Annotated in this window: 13 protein-coding genes; 9 read left to right on the top strand and 4 right to left on the bottom strand. The window is 52.7% G+C overall.

Annotated features, from left to right (window positions below):
* The first annotated feature begins 121 nt into the window (after positions 1-121).
* The 9 genes from NW211_RS01880 to NW211_RS01840 all read left to right on the top strand — a co-directional run bounded on the left by NW211_RS01880 (position 122) and on the right by NW211_RS01840 (position 14,694).
* Complete coding sequence (locus NW211_RS01880; RefSeq protein ID WP_258326734.1) at positions 122-733, top strand: RNA polymerase sigma-70 factor; 612 nt, start codon at positions 122-124, stop codon at positions 731-733.
* Between the two features lie 2 nt (positions 734-735).
* The gene (locus NW211_RS01875; protein WP_087409238.1) at positions 736-1,743 is read left to right on the top strand and encodes a FecR family protein; all 1,008 of its coding nucleotides are present in this window, start codon (positions 736-738) and stop codon (positions 1,741-1,743) included.
* A gap of 267 nt (positions 1,744-2,010) precedes the next feature.
* The gene (locus NW211_RS01870) at positions 2,011-5,184 is read left to right on the top strand and encodes a TonB-dependent receptor (RefSeq protein ID WP_375379564.1); all 3,174 of its coding nucleotides are present in this window, start codon (positions 2,011-2,013) and stop codon (positions 5,182-5,184) included.
* Between the two features lie 13 nt (positions 5,185-5,197).
* Positions 5,198-6,679 carry a RagB/SusD family nutrient uptake outer membrane protein gene (locus NW211_RS01865; protein WP_087409240.1) on the top strand — a complete coding sequence of 494 codons (1,482 nt, stop codon included), beginning with the start codon at positions 5,198-5,200 and terminating at the stop codon, positions 6,677-6,679.
* Between the two features lie 33 nt (positions 6,680-6,712).
* Positions 6,713-8,080, top strand: a complete 1,368-nt coding sequence (locus NW211_RS01860; protein WP_087409241.1) for a DUF5016 domain-containing protein — start codon at positions 6,713-6,715, stop codon at positions 8,078-8,080.
* A 151-nt stretch (positions 8,081-8,231) separates the two neighbouring features.
* Entirely contained in the window at positions 8,232-10,718 is a 2,487-nt protein-coding gene (locus NW211_RS01855; RefSeq protein WP_258326732.1) for a family 20 glycosylhydrolase, read from the top strand.
* Between the two features lie 13 nt (positions 10,719-10,731).
* Entirely contained in the window at positions 10,732-12,351 is a 1,620-nt protein-coding gene (locus NW211_RS01850; protein WP_087409243.1) for a beta-N-acetylhexosaminidase, read from the top strand.
* 30 nt (positions 12,352-12,381) lie between these two features.
* Positions 12,382-13,533, top strand: coding sequence for an acyltransferase family protein (locus NW211_RS01845; RefSeq protein ID WP_375379563.1), 1,152 nt, complete (start codon positions 12,382-12,384; stop codon positions 13,531-13,533).
* Between the two features lie 162 nt (positions 13,534-13,695).
* Positions 13,696-14,694: a class II fructose-bisphosphate aldolase gene (locus tag NW211_RS01840; RefSeq protein ID WP_087409245.1), complete on the top strand. Its 999-nt coding sequence runs from the start codon at positions 13,696-13,698 to the stop codon at positions 14,692-14,694.
* A gap of 575 nt (positions 14,695-15,269) precedes the next feature.
* Here the strand turns inward: NW211_RS01840 and NW211_RS01835 are convergent.
* From NW211_RS01835 to NW211_RS01820, 4 genes are read right to left on the bottom strand one after another with little or no spacing between them, the layout of a single operon-like run.
* Complete coding sequence (locus tag NW211_RS01835) at positions 15,270-16,139, bottom strand: SDR family NAD(P)-dependent oxidoreductase (protein ID WP_258326728.1); 870 nt, start codon at positions 16,137-16,139, stop codon at positions 15,270-15,272.
* Positions 16,132-16,929 (bottom strand): SDR family oxidoreductase, encoded by a 798-nt coding sequence (locus NW211_RS01830; protein WP_258326727.1) that lies wholly within the window; start codon positions 16,927-16,929, stop codon positions 16,132-16,134. Before NW211_RS01830 ends, NW211_RS01835 begins: the two co-directional genes overlap by 8 nt.
* Positions 16,916-18,166: an NADH:flavin oxidoreductase gene (locus NW211_RS01825; RefSeq protein WP_258326726.1), complete on the bottom strand. Its 1,251-nt coding sequence runs from the start codon at positions 18,164-18,166 to the stop codon at positions 16,916-16,918. The genes NW211_RS01830 and NW211_RS01825 overlap by 14 nt, the downstream gene beginning before the upstream one ends.
* A gap of 4 nt (positions 18,167-18,170) precedes the next feature.
* Positions 18,171-18,944 carry a DUF1295 domain-containing protein gene (locus tag NW211_RS01820; RefSeq protein WP_087409249.1) on the bottom strand — a complete coding sequence of 258 codons (774 nt, stop codon included), beginning with the start codon at positions 18,942-18,944 and terminating at the stop codon, positions 18,171-18,173.
* Between the last annotated feature and the right edge of the window lie 309 nt (positions 18,945-19,253).

Raw genomic sequence — 19,253 nt, 5'->3', positions numbered from 1 at the left:
TGTTATTTCTAAAATTTGTTGTAGTCTTTTCGGACCCCTTGAGGCTATACAACAACAAAGAAGATTCTTTATCGAGCATACACGTTTTGACCTTAGTCTTTGATTGGTAAGAGAAGGTTCTATGAAAAAGGAAGTGGATAGTGAGACTTTAAAAGGATTGAAGGAGGGTAAGATTTCCTCTTTTGAATCGATATATCAATACTATTCGGGGAGGGTGTATAATTTCATCAACTCCATAGTAAAAGATCGTATTCTCTCTAAAGATTTGACTCAAGACGTGTTTATGCAAATCTGGGATAAACGCAGAGGCATACTCTGCGACGGGAATTTCGATTCCTATATCTTCACTATTGCCCGCAATAGGGTGTATCATTACATCAAGCGGGAGATGTGGATTCAGCAATACTTCGAGGCCGAGGCCAAGGAGCAGTTGCTCGAGGAGAAAGACGATGCCGATCACGAATTGGACAATCTGTTGCTCGAAGAGTATATTTTGAAATTGATCAGTGAGTTGCCCGAGTCGCGCCGCCGCATTTTCATGATGTACTGGAAAGAGGAGCTCAACTATATGGAGATTGCCAGGCAGTTGTCGATTTCGGAGAAAACGGTGGCTACTCAGGTACAACGCTCGTTGCAGTTCTTACGGTCGAAGATGCGTTATGTAGCCTTGGGGTTGTTGCTGATGAGTGTAGTGTGTGATACGTTTTTTGAAGTGTTAGATAGAGTTTTTTAAGTATGAAGAGAATGGAAAATATGGACTCGGAGCGGTTTATCGAAATGATGGAGCGATACCTTCGCCACGAGGCGACAGACGAAGAGAAGGTCGAACTGTCGCAATGGATCGGGACGTCTCGGATGCAGCGTGCTCTGGACGGGAAGTATACCGATTTGTGGCACTCGGTTTCGCCCGAACTCGATAGCGATACCCGCAGCGAGATGTGGCAGAACCTGTCGCAACATATCCGGGAGGAGCGTGCGATAGGCCGTCGGCAGGTGATGAAAACAATTTGTAAGATTGCGTCGGTCGTATTGTTGCCCGTAGCCGTATTTCTTGCCGTGGTCGCCTATTACGAGGGCGGACAGGCCAAGAGCGATACCACACCCTTCTCGTTTGTCGTCGATTCGGGACAAAAGGCCAGCATGACTCTTCCCGACGGGACCAAAGTGTGGCTCAACTCGGCCAGCAAACTGAGCTATTATCCTTCGTACAATCGGGACGATCGGCGGGTATTCCTGACCGGCGAGGCCTACTTCGAGGTGGCCAAGAATCCCGATAAGAAATTTGTAGTCGCATGCCAGGGGGTGGAGGTCGAGGCCCTGGGTACCACTTTCGACGTGAAGGGCTATGACGATGACGCTATGGTGTCGACCTCGCTGATCGAAGGTTCGGTGCGGGTTTCGCACCAAAATCAGTCGGTATTGCTTGCTCCGAGCGAGGAGGCATCGTTTGACAAAACGAAGTTGGTGTTTGCCAAATCGAAAATCGAGGATAGCCGGCAAGTCGATTTCTGGCGCCGGAATATCCTCTACTTCCGCTCGGCTACGCTGGCCGAGATAGCCAAGACCATGGAACGACTCTACGGAGTCTCGGTAGAGTTCGAGTCGGACGAATTGAAAAACATCTCCTTCTCGGGAAGCATTCGCAACAACAGTCTCACGAATGCCTTCTACATCATCAGCCTCACCTATCCGCTCACCTACGAAATCGATCGCGATGTCGTGAAGATAGGACTGAAGCAGTGACCCTGTTCGAGCATTTATGTTACCATATAATTGTTTGACGAATAATCTTTTATACTGTTTTACCATGAATATGTATTGGAATCATTCCCCCGATTGGGGGCGATAACCGTTTGCCAGGCAGTCGGTTAAAACCATCACAAATGCTTTTTGTGGATAGAGTGTATTGTTATCCTATGTCTAATATCGAAATTTTAATTAGTAATGTTGAAACACACCAACTGGGCATTACGAATATGCTTATTGAGTTTCATTACCCTCGTATCGGTAATGAATGTAAAAGCCCAAATCACATTTAATGCCTCGAATAAGTCTATCAAAGAGGTAATCGAGATGATTGAGGAAAAAGCCGATTACAGCTTTTTCTACTCCGATGAGCTGTCGGATTTGAATCGTAAGGTCAACTTGTCGTTTCACGACGAGAATATAGAAAATGTATTGAGAACCCTGTTCAAAGGTACGAATATCGTTTATAAAATCGAAGGCGACAAACAGGTCGTGCTCTCCCTGCAGTCGACTTTGAAAAAAGCAAAATCAAACAAGTCTGTAAGCGGAAAGATTGTCGACACGGAGGGTAACCCCTTGATTGGGGTTTCGATTGCCGTCGACAACGGTACGCGTGGAACCATGTCCGATGTAGACGGAAACTGGAAACTCGAGGCCCCCGAGGGCAGCCTCTTGACCTTTTCGTACATCGGCTATAACACCCACACGTTGAGAGTCGGCAGCAAAGATGTCTATACCGTATCGATGAGCGAAGACAACCAACTGCTCGACGAAGTGGTGGTGATTGGTTACGGTTCGATGAAACGGAAAGATATTACCACGGCCGTATCGGTCGTATCGACTTCCGATATTGACGAGCGCCCCATTGTCGACGCAGCACAGGCTCTCCAGGGTAAAGCGGCCGGTATTCAGGTAGTGCAACCTTCGGGTGCTCCCGGTTCGGGCATGAGCATTCGTGTGCGTGGTGCTACGTCGGTACAGGCTTCGAACGAACCATTGTATATTGTCGACGGTATGCCCAGCGACGATATATCGGGTCTGAACCCGGGCGACATCGAGAGCATGCAGGTACTGAAAGATGCTTCGTCGGCTGCCATTTACGGAGCCCGGGCCGCCAACGGTGTCGTATTGATTACCACCAAGCGGGGCGAGATAGGCAAACCTCAGGTCAAACTCAGTGCCTATGCCGGTATCTCCCGGCTGGGGAAAAAGATCGACGCCCTCAATACCGAGGAGTATAAGGATTTGATGAAGGAGTTGAAGAAATATTCCAACGTAGCCCCTACGATTCCCGAGGATGAGCACCGCTATGTCGACTGGACCGACATGTTTTTCAAAACCGGTATCAATCAGAACTATCAATTATCGGTCTCGAACGGAACCGACAAACTGAAATATTTCATTTCGGGCGGATATACCGACGAGAAAGGTATCGTGAATAAAGCCTATTTCAAACGCTACAATTTCCGTAGCAATATCGACAGCCAACAGACCAATTGGTTGAATATCGCCCTCAACCTGGCCTACTCCAATACCGAGGGGCGCGAGGTTTACGAGAGCCGCAGCTCCATGCGTGCGGGTTCTATTCTTTCGGTCATCAATACCCCGCCGTTCATGCAGGAGTGGGACCCCGAGAATCCCGGTCAATACGACGAGTCGGCCTATGGTTCCCGCATCCTGAACCCGCTGGCTGCCAATGCTGCCGACAACGTGACTTCGACCGATTATCTGAAAGGGTCGCTGGCTCTTACTATCGACCTGTACAAAGGGTTGAAATTCAAAACTATGTTTGGTATCGACCTGACCAATACCCGTTGGGATTTTTATCTGGATCCCCGCTCTACCTCCGACGGACGTTCGACCAAAGGTCGTGTCGAAGAGAGCTACTCGCGTAATTTCGAATGGCTGTTCGAAAACATTCTCACCTATGATTGCTCGATCAACAAACACAACCTCTCGTTGATGGGTGGTGCTACCCAACAACGCGCCCAATACAATGGAGCCTGGCTGGCCGGATTCGACCTTCCCGACTCTTACCCCGACCTTCATTCGATAGCTGCCGCCAACCAGATAGACAAGGATGCCACTGGCTCTTCGGCTTCGGCCTGGACGTTGGCTTCGTTTTTGGGTCGTGTTGCCTACAACTACGACAGCCGCTACCTGTTGACCATGAACTTCCGTGCCGATGGTTCTTCGCGCTTTGCTCCGGGTCATCGTTGGGGTTACTTCCCTTCGGTTTCGGCCGGATGGCGCATGTCGAGCGAATCGTTCATGGAGTCGCTTGCCGACGTGGTCGACGATTTGAAAATACGTGTGGGCTGGGGTATGAACGGTAACCAGAGCGGGATAGGCAACTACGCCTATCTGGCCGGTATGACTGCCAGCAAGGTAGCCCCCACGACCGACAATCTCTATCCGGGATTGGCCATCACGCCCTATTCGGCCGCCAATACCGAGCTTACCTGGGAGAAGACCATGCAGTGGAATGCCGGTATCGACTTCTCGGCCTTTGATTCGCGCCTGACCCTGTCGGTCGATGCCTACTACAAGCGCACGACCGACCTGCTGCTCACCGTGAGCCTGCCCGACAACGTGAACCTCCCCGGCGGTATTACCCGCAACGATGGTGAGATGACCAACAAAGGTATTGAGTTGAACCTCTCTTCTCAAAACTTCAGAGGCGAGTTTCAATGGAATACCGATTTCAATATTTCGTTCAACAAAAATAAGCTGACCAAGCTGGGCCTGAACAAGGTGTACTACTATGCCGAGATGTATGAGACCAAAGAGAATGCCATCATCTTGAAAGAGGGCTTGCCTCTGGGTACCTTCTTCGGCTATGTATCGGAGGGTGTCGACCCCGAAACGGGAAATATCATCTACAAAGACCTGAACAACAACGGTGTGTTCGACCCGGGCGACCGTACGACTATCGGTTGCGCACAACCCGATTTTATTTATGGCATGACCAATACCTTTTCGTACAAAGGGATAGGCCTCTCGATTTTCTTGCAGGGAAGCCAAGGCAACGACATCTTCAATGCCTCGCGTATCGATACCGAGGGTATGTTCGACTTCCGCAACCAGTCGAAGGCCGTGCTCGACCGCTGGAAACGTCCGGGTATGATTACCGATATACCCCGTGCCGGCTCTATCGACAACAGCCACAACTCGACTCGCTTTGTCGAAGACGGTTCGTATCTGCGGTTGAAGACTTTGACTCTGTCGTATGACTTCGACCGGAAGCTGCTGCGCAAGATGCACCTCTCCAAACTGCAGTTCTATGTAACCGGGCAAAATCTGTTGACCTTCACCAATTACAGCGGATACGACCCCGAAGTAAATGCCTATGGTGCCGATGCGGTAGCTCTGGGTGTAGACTACGGAACTTATCCTCAATCGAAAGCTGTGATCTTTGGTCTGAATGTTGAATTTTAAATGATGAACGAAAATGAAAAAGTTAATAATAAGAACGATATGCTTTACATTGCCCTGGTTGGGATTCAGTGCATGTAACGATTTTCTGGACGAAAGACCTCAGTCCGACTTTACCCAGGAGGGTAGCGAGGCCGGGGCGCTGGTATCGGAGTATCTCTCCATTTCAGATGCGCAAGCCGAGTTGCAGGGCGCTTACAACAGTTTCAAGAACGACATTTATCAGCTCGAGAACTATACGATCAACGACATTCAGTCCGACAACTGCTATGCCGGTAGCGACGGTGTGTACGATATAGAAGAAGACCTGCTCAAAATCACGGCTACCAACTACAAGGTTTCGCTGGTATGGTCGCAATATCTGGCCATGGCCGGTTCTGCTACGAATGTAATCGAGAACGTGAAGCTGATGACTCCCGAGTCGGCTACCGAAGCCGAGAAAAACAAGGTGATGGCCGAAGCCAAGTTTATCCGAGCCTGGGCCTACTTCGATATGGTGCGCCTGTGGGGCGGATTGCCTATGGTCCTGCAGTTGATACCCACCATTACGGCCGATAACCTCGACACCTGGTACCCGGTGATGTATCCGGCACGCAGTACCGAAGATGAGGTATATAAACAGATATTGGAAGACCTCGACGAAGAGGGTACCATACAGTATCTCGACAGCAAGAGCGTGGGTGCATTCCAGGCCACCAAAGGTGCTGCCTATGGTTTGTTGTCGAAGGTGTGGGCTACCATGGGTCCCAAAGAGAGCCGCGACTACAACAAGGTAGTGGAGTATGCCGACAAGACTATCGCCGAGGGGTATCAACTGGTAAGCAACTTTGACGACTTGTGGAACCCCGACAACAAGTTTACTACCGAGAGTATCTTCGAGGTTTACTATACCGCCGATTCGCCCAACTGGGCCTACTGGTGTCTGTTGAAGGAGGACGACGGCTCGGTAACCTGGCGTCGCTACTGTACCCCTACGCACGACCTGCTGGCCAAGTTCGACACCGAGAAGGATGTACGCTACACCTCGAGCATTCTGTGGAAAGAGGCTCCGTACGACACCTATTTCCCGGCCGACAACTATCCCTTCTCCTACAAGATTCGCGAGAAGAACTCCGATATTATCCTGATGCGTCTGGCCGATATTCTGTTGATGAAGGCCGAGGCTTTGGTCGAGCTGAACCAGGTTTCCGACGCTATTGTCATCGTCAATCGCATTCGCGAGCGTGCCGGTTTCGGCCCCTCGTCATTGGATGTAAACATGTCGCAGGCCGATGCCCGTCTGGCTGTGGAGAACGAGCGCCAGCTCGAGCTCTATATGGAGGCTCAGCGGTGGTACGACTTGTTGAGAAACGACCGTATGCTCGATGTCATGCGCAAGCATAAGGACGAGAAAGGTCAGTATATCTTCAGCGACCTGCAATCGTTCAGAGAGAAGTGGCCTGTGCCGCAGGAGGAAATCGACAAGAACAACAACCTTACGCAAAATGAAGGGTATTAACCTATTGTTTAATGTTTTGATAATAGTACGATTATGAAATTTAGCAATCATATATTTACATTCTTGTGCTGTGCATCTGTCCTCCTGACAGCATGCGAAGATGGCACGGGCCGTGTGGTCTATCCCTATTCCTGCCCCGAGATGTCGGAGGTCGACCTGTCGTCTACCGAATATGTCATGGCCAACGATACTCTCTATTTCTCGGTCGATATTAAGGATGAGCAGACCCCGCTTTCGACCCTCGAGGTTTCGCTGACTTCGGGCGAAGAGTCGATTTTTACCGAGTCGATACGTACCAAGGGCATGTCGGCATCGATTCAGAATCATGGAATCTTTATCCCCTTTACCGCCGGTCTGGAAGACAACAAGGAGGCCCGGCTTACCCTCACGGCTATCAACGTAGAGGGTAGCGAAGTTTCCCGGAACTTCGATCTCAAGATTCGGCGTCCCGAATTGCCCGAAACCATGTATCTGCACATCGAGGAGCAGGTGATTCCCATGAAACGTCAGGCCGATAATCCCTATTTGTATGCTACGGAGACGGGCAGCTACATCACCCAGTTTACCGGCAAAGTATCGACGAGTGAGTCGCTCGAAGATTCGGAGCTGATATGGGGCTACTCCGAAACGGCCAACTATGCCGAGTTGTCGAGTGCGACGGGGGTAGGCTTCACCTTTGACTATCAAGGCTGGGAAATCGAACAGATTACTTTCGATGTCATGACTTTCAAGGTGGGCGCTATCGGTGAGTATCAGGTGTTTACAATCGACGGCGTAGAGCTCGAAGCCAGTGCGGGCTATTATCGGGCGGCTATCCAGTTTACTCAGGGTGCCGAGGTCGAAGTAACCGGCTTTGAGGATCTCGCCAATGCCTACAACCGCGACTTCTTCGAGTACAATGCCGAGACCGGCAAACTCACCTTCTTGCGCGAGAGCGGCAAGTGGGAGGTATACTACTCGAGCAAGTATAACTACATGTGGGTAATGCGTCTCGACGATGAGGCTCCTGTAGCCTACTGGCTGGTAGGTCATGGCTTTACATCGGCTCCGGTTTGGAACGACGACTACAATACGGGCGGTTGGGATACCGAGGATGTGTCGCGTCTGGGCTATGTGGTCAAGATTGCCGATAATACCTACCAAACGACTCTCTATCTGAGCAATACCCACGAATGGGAGTCGTTCGAAATCGAGATTTACAGCGACCGGTTGTGGAACAAAACGCTGGGTATGGAGCTGAAAGAGGGCTCTATTACGGGCGATGCCACGGGATTTGCCGTCTCGATGTCCAACGGCTTTACCAACACGGCCGACTTTGTGCCGGGCTATTACCGCCTGACCTTCGATACCTCGGGCGGAGTTGGTAACGAAAAGATGAATGTAGAGCGATTGTCCGATTGAGATCGGCTCGAAAATATTACGTGCTGAATAGGTAAATTTTAGATGAGGAGAGACGAGACGAATGTATCCTTTCCCGGTGCATTCGTCTCTATCTCTCTGTTTAGCTCCTGCTCTGCCGGGCGGGTAAAAGGTTCATTAAATGCTTATGATTATGAAAAAATGGATTTTATATTCGGTCGCAACCGTTTCGCTGTGGTGTTCGTGCACTACTTCTCACAAGGGCGAGGCTCCGGTTGCACTGGTCTGGGAAAACGGGGTATACGATGCTTCGACCCAGATGTATCGTCATCGGTTTGTTGTCAGAAATAAGACCGACCGGGAACTGGCGGGCGATTGGGAAATCTTTTATTCCCAGTTGCCGGTACGTGTCGCCAACGATTCGACATCACCGGTTTGTATTACGGCCGTGAATGCCAACTATTATAAAATGGCTCCGACCGACCGGTACCGGAATATCCCGCCGCACGATTCGCTGGTGGTCGTCTATTATGCCGATAGCCGGGCTGTCAACCTGTCGCGGCAACCCGAGGGATGCTACTGGGTAGCAAAGGGGCAGAATACTCCGCTCCCGGTCGAGTTGGCAATCGTTCCGTTCTCCGATCGGGAACGTATGGGCGATCTCTCGGCTGAGGCTATTTATCGTCGCAATGCCAGTTATGCCTGCCCGTTTGATTCGACGGCTCCGGCCGTGTTGCCATCGGTCAAGCAGGCGGTTGCGAAGGGGGGCCGGGTATCGGTCCCTGCCGAGGTATCACTGCTGTATAATCAAGAGTTGGTCGATGAGGCACGTCTGTTGCAAGAGAAGCTGGAGCAGGAGTATGGAATAGCTGTCACCGAGGGTGCTTCGATGCACATCGAGCTTGACCTGGCAGCCGCTGGCCATACATGCAACCCCGAACAGTATAGGCTGGACATAGACAATCGCCAGATTGCTGTCGTGGGGGATACGCCGCACGGCGTATTCAACGGTATACAGACTCTCCTGGCCTTGCTGAGGGGAAATAGCCATACTCTCGACCGGCAAACGATTATCGATTATCCCGATTTGTCCTATCGCGGCTTCATGCTCGATGTGTCGCGCAACTTTATTCCGGCTGCCGATGTGAAACGCTGGATCGATATTCTGTCGTCTTACAAGATCGATGTGCTGCATCTGCATTTGACCGACGATGAAGGTTGGCGTATCGAGATTCCCGGTTTGGAAGAGCTGACTGCGGTCGGTGGCCATCGGGGTCATACGACCGACGAGTCGACCTGCCTATACCCGGGTTACGACGGCTCCTATTCGGTTACGGAGGGTACGGGTAACGGCTATTATACTCGCGACGAGTTTGTCGACTTGTTGCGTTATGCAGCACGCCGGCATGTGACGATAGTCCCCGAAGTCGAGGCTCCGGGCCATGCTCGTGCAGCTATTGTGGCTATGAAAGCCCGTTATCGCAAGTATGCCGGTACCGACGAAGCGAAAGCTCGAGAATACCTGTTGAGCGAGCCGGGCGATACGTCGAAATACGTGTCGGCCCAGTCTTATACCGACAATGTTATCAACGTGGCTTTGCCGTCGACCTATGCCTTTATGGAGAAGGTGGTGACCGAAATCGCGGCCATGTATGCCGAGGCTGGTGTAGCGTTGCATACGATACACCTGGGTGGCGACGAAGTTCCCGAGGGGGCCTGGTTGGGTTCGGTAGCTTGTGCCAAACTCATGCGCGACAATCGGATGGAGGGCCCTCACGACCTGTTTGAATACTTTTACAGCCGCATGGCCGGCCTGGTAGAGGCGCAAGGCGTGAAGCTGGCGGCCTGGCAAGAGGCTGCCCTGCACAACCGGGCGACGACCGACAGTCGGTTGAAACAGGTGGCCAGCAACATCTATTGCTGGAACACGGTGCCCGAATGGGGTGGCGACGAGATTCCCTATCGGATAGCCAATAAGGGGTATCCCGTAGTGCTGTGCAACGTAAACAATTTCTATATGGACCTGGCTTATAGCTCTCACTACGAAGAGCGGGGACACTCCTGGGCCGGGTATGTCGACGAGGTGAAGTCGTTCTCGATGTTGCCTTTCTCGATATACCGTTCGGCTCGATGCGACCTGCACGACAATCCGGTCGATTTGGACCGGGCCGACGAGGGGAAAACCCGGTTGGACAGTCTGTCGAAAATCGTGGGTGTGCAGGCTCAGTTGTTCTCCGAGACGGTGCGTGGACCTCAATGGGCCGAGTACTATATCTTCCCCAAGATTCTCGGTCTGGTAGAGCGCGGGTGGAATGCGCATCCGCGTTGGGAGAGCTTACGGGGCGAGGTCGAGCAGCAAGCCTTCTGCCAAGATGTGTCTCGTTTCTACCGGCAGTTGGATATGCAGGAATATCCCTACCTGATTCATTCCGGGGTAAATGTGCGGTTGCCTCACGTAGGGTTGTGTGTAATCGACGGCCGTCTCTACGCCAACAGTCCGTTGTCGTCGGCCGTGATTCGCTATACTACCGACGGCAGCGAGCCCGGCACTCAATCGACCGTGTGGCGGGGCCCGGTAGTCTATCCTGCGGGCCGTGTGGTCAAGGCTCGGCTGTACTATTTAGGAAAAGAGAGTGTAACAACTGTTTTGTTCCCGACCGATACGAAGTCGGATAAATAAAAAAGAAAAGGTTATGAAAAGATACATAGTGTGTTTGTGTGTGATTAGTGTACTGAGTTGGGGCTCCGTGGCCTCTTCATGTTCCGAGTCGCAAAATGATCTCTCCCGGCCGGTAAACGCTGCTTCGATAGCGTTTATTCCGCAACCGCAATCGGTCATCTACGACGGGGGTGGTATGGTTGTGCCTTCGTCGGTATCGGTAAGCGACGAGTTGACCGGCGGGCCCTATGCCTTGTTGGAGTCGACCGTAACCTCGTTGGGGGGCGAATTGGTTCGGCAGTCTGGCGGCCAGGCCTTTATTCGGCTTGTGGCCAATGCTTCGCTACAAGACGAGGAGTATAAGATAAAGACAACGCTCGACGGCATTACCCTTGAGTATGCGTCGTCACGAGGACTGTTGTGGGGTGTCCAGACCCTGCGTCAAATCTTGCTCCAGAGTTCGGCTTATGAAGGTGGCGGGCGTGTGTTACCGTTGCTCACGTTATCCGATAAACCCGAAAAGAGTTGGCGGGGATTCCATATCGACGTAGCTCGTCATGCTTTTACCATCGACTATCTGAAGAAGGTAATCGATATGCTTTCGTTCTACAAAATCAACAAGTTGCAGATGCACTTGACCGACGACCAGGGTTGGCGCATGGAGATTAAGCGATACCCCGAACTGACGACAATAGGCGCCTGGCGCGAGTTCGACGAGTACGACAAGCGTTGTCAGGAGCTGGCCCAGACCGACGCCTCGTTTGTAATCGACACCCGCTTCATTCGCAACAACAGCGAATATGGGGGCTATTATACCCAGGAGGAGCTGTCGCAGTTGGTCGCATACGCTTCGGAGCGCGGTATCGAGATTATTCCCGAAATCGATATGCCGGGCCATTTCTCGGCGGCTATTCGGGCGTTTCCCAGTCTCTCCTGTACCAACGAGGCCGGCTGGGGGACCGAATTTTCATATCCCATCTGTGTAGGGAAGCCCGAGACCTATGAATTTTTGAAGAATATTCTGGACGAGGTGCTGAGTGTATTCCCGAGCGAATATATCCACATCGGAGCCGACGAGGTGGAGAAAGATAACTGGAAGAGTTGCCCTTATTGCCAGCAGATGATTCGCGACAAGGGGCTGATGAATGAGACCGAGTTGCAGAACTATTTTGTAGAACAGATGTCGGATTATGTCAAGAGCAAGGGGCGCAAGGTGATGGCTTGGGACGACGCCTTTTACAAGAACAGGCCGCTGGACTTGCTCTATACCTACTGGCGCGACTGGGAGTCGCAGCAGCCGGCCGATATTACCCAGAGCGGACATCCGCTGATATTTATGGAGTGGGGCCGTTTCTATTTGAGCGGGAACTCCTCTGACGAGTCGTTGAAGTCGCTCTACGAGTTTACCTTCGAGCCTCAGTTCCCCGGCATTGTACAGTCGCAGGTCCAGGGTTTCCAGGCTTGTGTGTGGACCGAAATGATACCCAACGAGCGCAAGTTCGGACAACACGTCTTCCCGGCATGTCAGGCATTCAGCGAAGTGGCTTGGGGAAGCAAGCGCGATTGGAGCCGGTTCACGAAAAACTTGCCGTGGCACTTGCAATGGCTCACCCGAAACGGATTGCATTACAGAACTCCCGGCTTTATCAAATAGAATGAATGACCCGTTAAAAAAAGAGAGATGATGAAAACCGAACGGTTAATGTCGTTAGATGTGTTACGGGGTATCACGGTGGCCGGTATGATTCTGGTCAATAACCCCGGCGATTGGGGGCATATCTATGCCCCGCTGAAACATGCCGAGTGGAACGGGCTTACGCCCACCGACCTGGTGTTCCCGTTTTTTATGTTTGTAATGGGAGTCTCCATGTGCTTTTCGTTCCGGAAATTCGATTACCGGCCTACTCGGGAGTTTGTGGTCAAGCTGGTTAAGCGTACGGCCATTCTGTTCCTTCTGGGTGTAGCTCTTTCGTGGGTTTCGCTCGTGCTGTCGCGATGGATGTCGCCCGAGGGAACGATGTCGTGGAGCCAGATACTTTTCCCCTTCGAGCAGGTGCGCGTCTGGGGCGTATTGCAACGCCTGGCACTCTCTTACTTTTTTGCTTCCCTGCTGGTGGTTACGGTGCGTAACAGGCGGGTGCTGGGCTGTGTCGTAGCCGGTATTTTGCTGCTCTATGGGCTGGTCTTGGCCTGGGGGCATGGATTTGAATTGTCTACGGCCAATGTGATAGCCGTCGTCGACCGTACATTGGTAGGCGAGAGTCACATGTATCTCGAGTGGCTGCCCGACGGGGGGCGCATCAGGTTCGACCCCGAGGGGCTTGTCAGCACGTTGCCGGGTATTGCGCATGTGTTGATAGGATTCTTTTGCGGACGTCTTTTGTTGAGCTCGAAATCCTTGAACGAGAAGATGGCCGACCTGGCCGTGGCGTGTGCCGCACTGCTCATCGTCGGGTTCTTGCTGGGGTATGGTTGCCCGATCAACAAAAAGGTGTGGAGCCCGTCGTATGTACTGGTTACCTGTGGTTTTGCCATGCTCACCCTCATCTTGCTGATGTGGATTATCGATGTGCGCAAGATGCAACGCTGGACCTATCCGTTCCGGGCATTCGGGTGCAATCCGTTGTTTATCTATGTCTTTGCCAGTTTCCTGGCCATTGTGCTGGAGACGATTCCCTGCGGCGGCTTGTCGGTTAAGGATCAGGTGTACATGTGGATAGCCGGGTGGGCCGTCGTGCCTCAGTTGGCGTCGCTCATCTATGCACTGGTGTATGTGGCTTTCAACGGATTACTGGCCTGTGTGCTGCTGAAAAAAGAGATATTTATCAAGGTGTAACACCTGGAAGTCGAGTATCCTTTGGGTAGTTGTATTAAAATAGCGGCTAAATTTTAATAAAAAAGTGAGCCGTGTATATGTTTTTTAAGTTTGTAGATAGAGGTAGTCGCTAAAAATGTTTATCTTTGCGGTAGAATTTACTAACCAATAATTTATAATAAGATGGTAAGCTACAAAGAATTAGGATTGGTAAACACCAGAGAGATGTTTGCCAAGGCTATCAAAGGCGGATATGCTATCCCTGCTTTCAACTTCAACAACATGGAACAGATGCAGGCAATTATCCAAGCAGCCGTAGAAACGAAATCGCCTGTGATTCTGCAAGTATCGAAAGGCGCTCGTAATTATGCCAACCAGACGTTGCTCCGTTATATGGCACAAGGCGCCGTAGAATACGCCAAAGAGTTGGGTTGCGAACATCCTCAAATCGTGTTGCACCTCGACCACGGCGATTCGTTCGAATTGTGCAAATCGTGTATCGACACAGGTTTCTCTTCGGTGATGATCGACGGTTCTCACCTGCCTTACGAAGAGAATGTAGCCCTCACGAAAAAAGTAGTTGATTATGCACACCAGTTCGATGTAACCGTTGAAGGTGAGCTGGGCGTTCTCGCCGGTGTTGAGGATGAGGTTTCGGCCGAACACCACACCTACACCAACCCCGAAGAGGTTATCGACTTCGCACACCGCACGGGTTGCGACTCGCTGGCTATCTCGATCGGTACTTCGCACGGTGCCTACAAGTTCAAACCCGAGCAATGCCACGTAGACCCTGCTACGGGTCGTCTGGTACCTCCTCCCTTGGCATTCGACGTTCTCGACGCCGTTATGGAGAAACTCCCGGGCTTCCCCATCGTACTGCACGGCTCTTCGTCGGTTCCCCAAGAAGAGGTCGACACCATCAACAAATACGGAGGCAAACTCGAAGCTGCTATCGGTATCCCCGAAGAGGAGCTGCGTAAAGCTGCCAAATCGGCCGTTTGCAAAATCAACATCGACTCCGACAGCCGTCTGGCCATGACCGCTGCTATCCGCGAGGTATTCGCTACGAAACCCGCCGAGTTCGATCCTCGTAAATACCTGGGTCCGGCTCGTGAAAACATGAAGAAACTCTACATTCACAAAATCGAGAATGTATTGGGTAGCGCCGGCAAACTCTAATCGATAGTTCGAATAGGCTTTATAAAGGCCGCCGATTTCCGTCAGGGAGATCGGCGGTTTTTTTTTCACTTAGGGGCAAGAGGCCAGAGTTGCGGTAGGTCTGATGACATCGGCACATGTCTCGTCTGTTGGGCAAGAATGAGAGATTGCTTGGGTCGGGGAGTGTGTGAGGATTTAAAAAAAAGTTCTGCCGGAATCTCGATATCATAAAAAAAGGGGACTGATAGTATAACGATTCACATCGTTGTTTTTTCCGGCAGAACTGTATAGATATTCAGTAAAAAATATTTCGCATCTTTTTTCGCTCTTTCCTTTTATTGAAAGGGAGTATCGCGATTTTGAATCCGAGACAAAGGTAGTATTTTCAAATGATAAAACAAAATTATATTTGGATTCTGTGCATGAATAAAAATTTTTTCTTTCCTCGTCGGGACGGCCTTTTACGGAGGATTCACCCCAACCGGGAGAGGTGTATCTAAATAATTGTCACTCCCTTATCGCGGGCGTTATCGGCCCGATGGAATCGGTATAATCGCTTGTCTGCGTTAATAAGAAAATACAAGTGTTTTGTAATTTTATGTTTTGGGAGCGCTTGTAGGCTGCTTGGCGAGGACTTCGGTGATTCTTTTCCCGGTCTCCTCGTATAGCCACAGGGCCTTGGGCAGATGAACGACCCGGGGAGGAATGGGGGTGTGTTTCCGCTTTTTGAATATTTCGCCGGTGACGCCATAGGCTTCGGGGGCGGTGGCGGCATAGAGGGCTCCTGACGCTCCCTCTTGCGGGGTGCTGATGAAGGGGCGGAAGAACCGGTTGGCCAGCGGGTCGACCCACGAGTGCATGGTGATCATGTCGGTGTCGACTACCCCCGGGTCGGCGGCATTGACCCAGATGCCCCGCGGGCGAAGCTCCTGAGCCAGGCGTGCGGTATAGAGGGTGAGGGCGAGTTTCGACTTGCTGTATGCCTCGAACCGTTTGTACTTGTGCGGCGGTGCCCCGAAGAAGGTATCGTCGATTTTGCCGATGTAGCGGGTGAGCGAGGTGGTGGTGACGATGCGGCTGCCGGGGTGCATGAGGGGGAGCAGCATGCGGGTGAGCAGTACGGTGCCTATGTAGTTGACCCCGATGGTCGACTCGAAGCCGTCGGCCGTTTGGCTGTAATGCTGGTTCATGACGCCGGCATTGTTGAGTAGCGCCTGTATCGAGATGGACTCTTGCGACAGGTGTTCGGCAAAACTGATAATCGAGGCAAACGAGGCGAGGTCGAGCGGCAGCAGGGTGATGTCGGTATTGCCCGTCTTTTCGATGATGCGCTGTTGCACGGGTTGCGATTTGGCCAGATTGCGGCAGGCCATGATTACGGGCTGCCCTTGTGCAGCGATGGCCTCGGTGAGAGCCTGCCCTATGCTGCCGTTGGCTCCGGTGATGATGTAATACTCTTTATTCATCGAGCATGCGGTGTTTGACTATGAGACGTACCCGGGTGGGCATGACGGCCGCCAGCGGGATGAGCAGGCGGTTGAACAGGCCCGGGATGAGTTGTTTTTTCCCTCGGAAGAGGGCGTTGAGAGCTTTTCGCACGAGGCGTTCGGGAGTCATGAGTACCCCGAGCCGTACCCCCAGTTTCAACAGCCGGGGCGGCAGGCCGTACAGCCCGGTGGCTACTCCGCCGGGACATACGACGGTGGCATGCACGCCATAGTCGTGCAGTTCGCAGGCCAGGGCCCGGGTGAATACCCGTATGTAGGCTTTGGTAGCCGTGTAGAGGGCGATGCCGGGATAGGGTGTCCAGCACGAGAGCGACGACATGTTGAGCAGATAGCCGCGGCGACGGGCGCACATGTCGGCGGCAAACAGTCGCGACAGCCGGGTGACGGTGCCGATGTGCAGCTGCAGCATGGTCTCGATTTTGGCCGGGTCGGTGCGGGCAACCTCGCGGAAGGAGAAGATGCCGGCGTTGTTGATGAGAATGTCGATGGTCAGCTCCTTCTCCCAGCAATAGCGATAGAGTTCGTTGGCTGCTTCGGGGCGGGCCAGGTCCATGCAGAGGGTCTCGACCGGCACCCGATAGTCGTTGGCAATGCGGGCCGCTTCGCGCTCGAGGTCGTCGCGGTCGATGCTCACCATCACGAGGGCGGCTCCCCAGGCTGCCAGTTGCCGGGCAAACTCGAGGCCGATGCCCGAGCTGGCGCCGGTCACGAGGGCCGTGCCCGGTGCAAGATCTCTATTTCGCATCATGGCGGTGTATCCTTTCTATCTCTTTGACGATACAGGGGGGCAGCTGCCCTTCGAGGTGTTTGTGACAGGCCATCTCGATGGAGTACATGCGGGCTATGCAGTAGTTGGTGTGGTCGCATCCGCAGCGCACCTCCTCTTCGTTTTTCATGCGGTTGACAAAGTCGGGCTCGTTGATGAGGGCACGCCCCATCTGTACAAACTCGAATCCGTGGTTGAGCACCTTGTCGATGGTGGGTCGCGATACCAGACCGCCCACGTAGATGAGGGGGAGCTTGAGCGCTTCGCGGAACTTGAGGGCATCGTCGAGGAAGTAGGCTTCGCGGAAGGGAACAGTCGGAATCATGAACCGTCCGGCCAGCTTCACGCCGTATTTGAGCCACCACGTCTTCATGTAGTAGGTGAGGGTGGTGATGGGCATCTCGCCCCGCATCACATACATGGGGGCCTTGCTCACGAAACCGCCGCTCAATACCAGGGCATGGGCCCCCAGTTGCTCGAGCTCGCGGGCGATGAGGATGCCTTCGTCGATTTCGATGCCTCCTTTGAATCCGTCGCGCATGTTGGTCTTGACGATGACAGCCATGTCGTTACCGGCCGCCTTCATCACCTGCTCCATGCACATGCGCATGAAGCGCATGCGGTTGTCGAGCGAACCGCCGTACTCGTCGCGACGGTGGTTGGTATAGGGCGAGAGGAACTGGCTGATGAGGTAGCCGTGTCCGGCGTGAATCTCTACGGCATCGAATCCGGCATCGCGGGCGTTGTTGACCGCCTCGCCGAAGGCACGGGCCATCGCCTCGATTTCGTCCTTGTGCATGCCTCGTACGAAGGTGGGCGAGTAGAGGTTGAATCCGGTCGAGGCCGAGATGGGTATCTGCCCGGCCGTGCTGCGGTGCGACATGTTGCCGCAGTGTCCCAGCTGGATGGAGGCTTTGGCTCCCTCGGCATGAATGGCGTCGGTGATGCGGCGCAACGGTTTCACGATTTCGGGGCGCATCCACAACTGGTGTTTGAACGAGAGCCCGTTGCGGGTAACCGAGGCGTAGGCGAGCGTGGTCATGCCTATGCCGCCGGCAGCCACGCTGCGGTGGTAGTCATACAGTTTTTGCGTAGGGGCGTTGTTGTCGCACATCCCTTCGAAGGCGGCCGACCGTATGGTGCGGTTGCGCAGGGTGACGGGCCCTATCGAGGCCGGTGTAAAGAGTATGGACTCTTTGGGAGCAGTATCGTTGTTCATGATTTCAATAGATGAAAGGGATTATCTTTTTACGTTTTTCGCGGGTAAATTCTTCGCCGAACTCCTGGGTATAGCGTTTGTAGAGCGATGCCGAACGGGGAGCCAGGTTGGCAAAGGTCCACCAGGCAAAGACGGCTCCGGCCCACGACCAGGTGAAGATGGCGAAGCCTACCCACTCGAGAAACTCGCCGAAGTAGTTGGCCGACGATACCCAGCGGAACATGCCGCCCCGCGGTATGTAGTGCTTGCGGTCGCCCGGTTTGCGCAGATGGCGTATGATGGAGTCGGACTGGATGTTGATGAACATGCCGGCCGCAAAGGCGATGACACCGATGATAAACTGAGGCGAGGTGAACCAGGCCGGGGTATAGTAGTCGAGCGGCGAGATGTAGAAAATCCAGCCGCCTTGCATGAAGGCGTTGAGCAGGTTGAAGACGATGCCCATGCTCACGATGCTGAGCGGCATGCGGCTGTTGCCCTTGATGAGGAAGGGGAAGATGAACGAGCGTTGGAAATAGTGCAACTCGAACAGCACCAGAAAGACGATGCGCACCGGGTCGTAGCGGTATTCGGCCGGAGCCAGCAGCCACAACACGAGCATGGCGACGAATACCGGTGCCTCCATCACCACCCACCCGATGCGGTTGGAGAGGGAGATTCCCCACTTGCGGTCGAAGAGCATGCCGTAGCCGGCACTTACGAAGTGGAGGGCGATGAACACGATGAGAGCCGTGACGGCCATCACAATCAGAAAGATATTGAATGTGGCGGTTTCCATGGGCGGTTGAAAAATGAATTGATTATTATATGGTTATCAATAGACAAAGATAGTAAAAGGAGAGAGCAGAGACAAACGGGAAAACTTGTTTTTCAAGTTTGGCTATGCCGAACCGCATCCTATCTTCGTGTAACAAAGATAGTAAAAGGTAAGGGCAGAGACAACTGGAAAACCAAGTTTTCAACATTTGACCATGTCGAACCCCCATCTTGTCTTTGAGTAACAAAGATAGTGAAAATCGGGGAGATACGTTTGCATTTAAATACTTTTCTTAAAAGCTCTGTATTTTTACATAAAGAAACATTTCCC

Origin of the sequence: Barnesiella sp. ET7 (assembly GCF_024733785.1) — a bacterium.
Classification (GTDB): domain Bacteria; phylum Bacteroidota; class Bacteroidia; order Bacteroidales; family Barnesiellaceae; genus Barnesiella; species Barnesiella merdigallinarum.
The sequence above is the reverse complement of the archived record's forward strand: the minus strand, read 5'-3'. Positions and strand labels throughout refer to the sequence as shown.

Excerpts from the sequence above, each read along its gene's own strand:
- NW211_RS01860 (WP_087409241.1), top strand. The coding sequence starts at position 6,713 with ATGAAATTTAGCAATCATATATTTACATTCTTGTGCTGTGCATCTGTC.
- NW211_RS01840 (WP_087409245.1), top strand. The coding sequence starts at position 13,696 with ATGGTAAGCTACAAAGAATTAGGATTGGTAAACACCAGAGAGATGTTT.
- NW211_RS01875 (WP_087409238.1), top strand. The coding sequence starts at position 736 with ATGAAGAGAATGGAAAATATGGACTCGGAGCGGTTTATCGAAATGATG.
- NW211_RS01855 (WP_258326732.1), top strand. The coding sequence starts at position 8,232 with ATGAAAAAATGGATTTTATATTCGGTCGCAACCGTTTCGCTGTGGTGT.
- NW211_RS01845 (WP_375379563.1), top strand. The coding sequence starts at position 12,382 with ATGAAAACCGAACGGTTAATGTCGTTAGATGTGTTACGGGGTATCACG.
- NW211_RS01850 (WP_087409243.1), top strand. The coding sequence starts at position 10,732 with ATGAAAAGATACATAGTGTGTTTGTGTGTGATTAGTGTACTGAGTTGG.
- NW211_RS01830 (WP_258326727.1), bottom strand. The coding sequence starts at position 16,929 with ATGATGCGAAATAGAGATCTTGCACCGGGCACGGCCCTCGTGACCGGC.
- NW211_RS01835 (WP_258326728.1), bottom strand. The coding sequence starts at position 16,139 with ATGAATAAAGAGTATTACATCATCACCGGAGCCAACGGCAGCATAGGG.
- NW211_RS01880 (WP_258326734.1), top strand. The coding sequence starts at position 122 with ATGAAAAAGGAAGTGGATAGTGAGACTTTAAAAGGATTGAAGGAGGGT.
- NW211_RS01865 (WP_087409240.1), top strand. The coding sequence starts at position 5,198 with ATGAAAAAGTTAATAATAAGAACGATATGCTTTACATTGCCCTGGTTG.
- NW211_RS01820 (WP_087409249.1), bottom strand. The coding sequence starts at position 18,944 with ATGGAAACCGCCACATTCAATATCTTTCTGATTGTGATGGCCGTCACG.
- NW211_RS01870 (WP_375379564.1), top strand. The coding sequence starts at position 2,011 with ATGAATGTAAAAGCCCAAATCACATTTAATGCCTCGAATAAGTCTATC.
- NW211_RS01825 (WP_258326726.1), bottom strand. The coding sequence starts at position 18,166 with ATGAACAACGATACTGCTCCCAAAGAGTCCATACTCTTTACACCGGCC.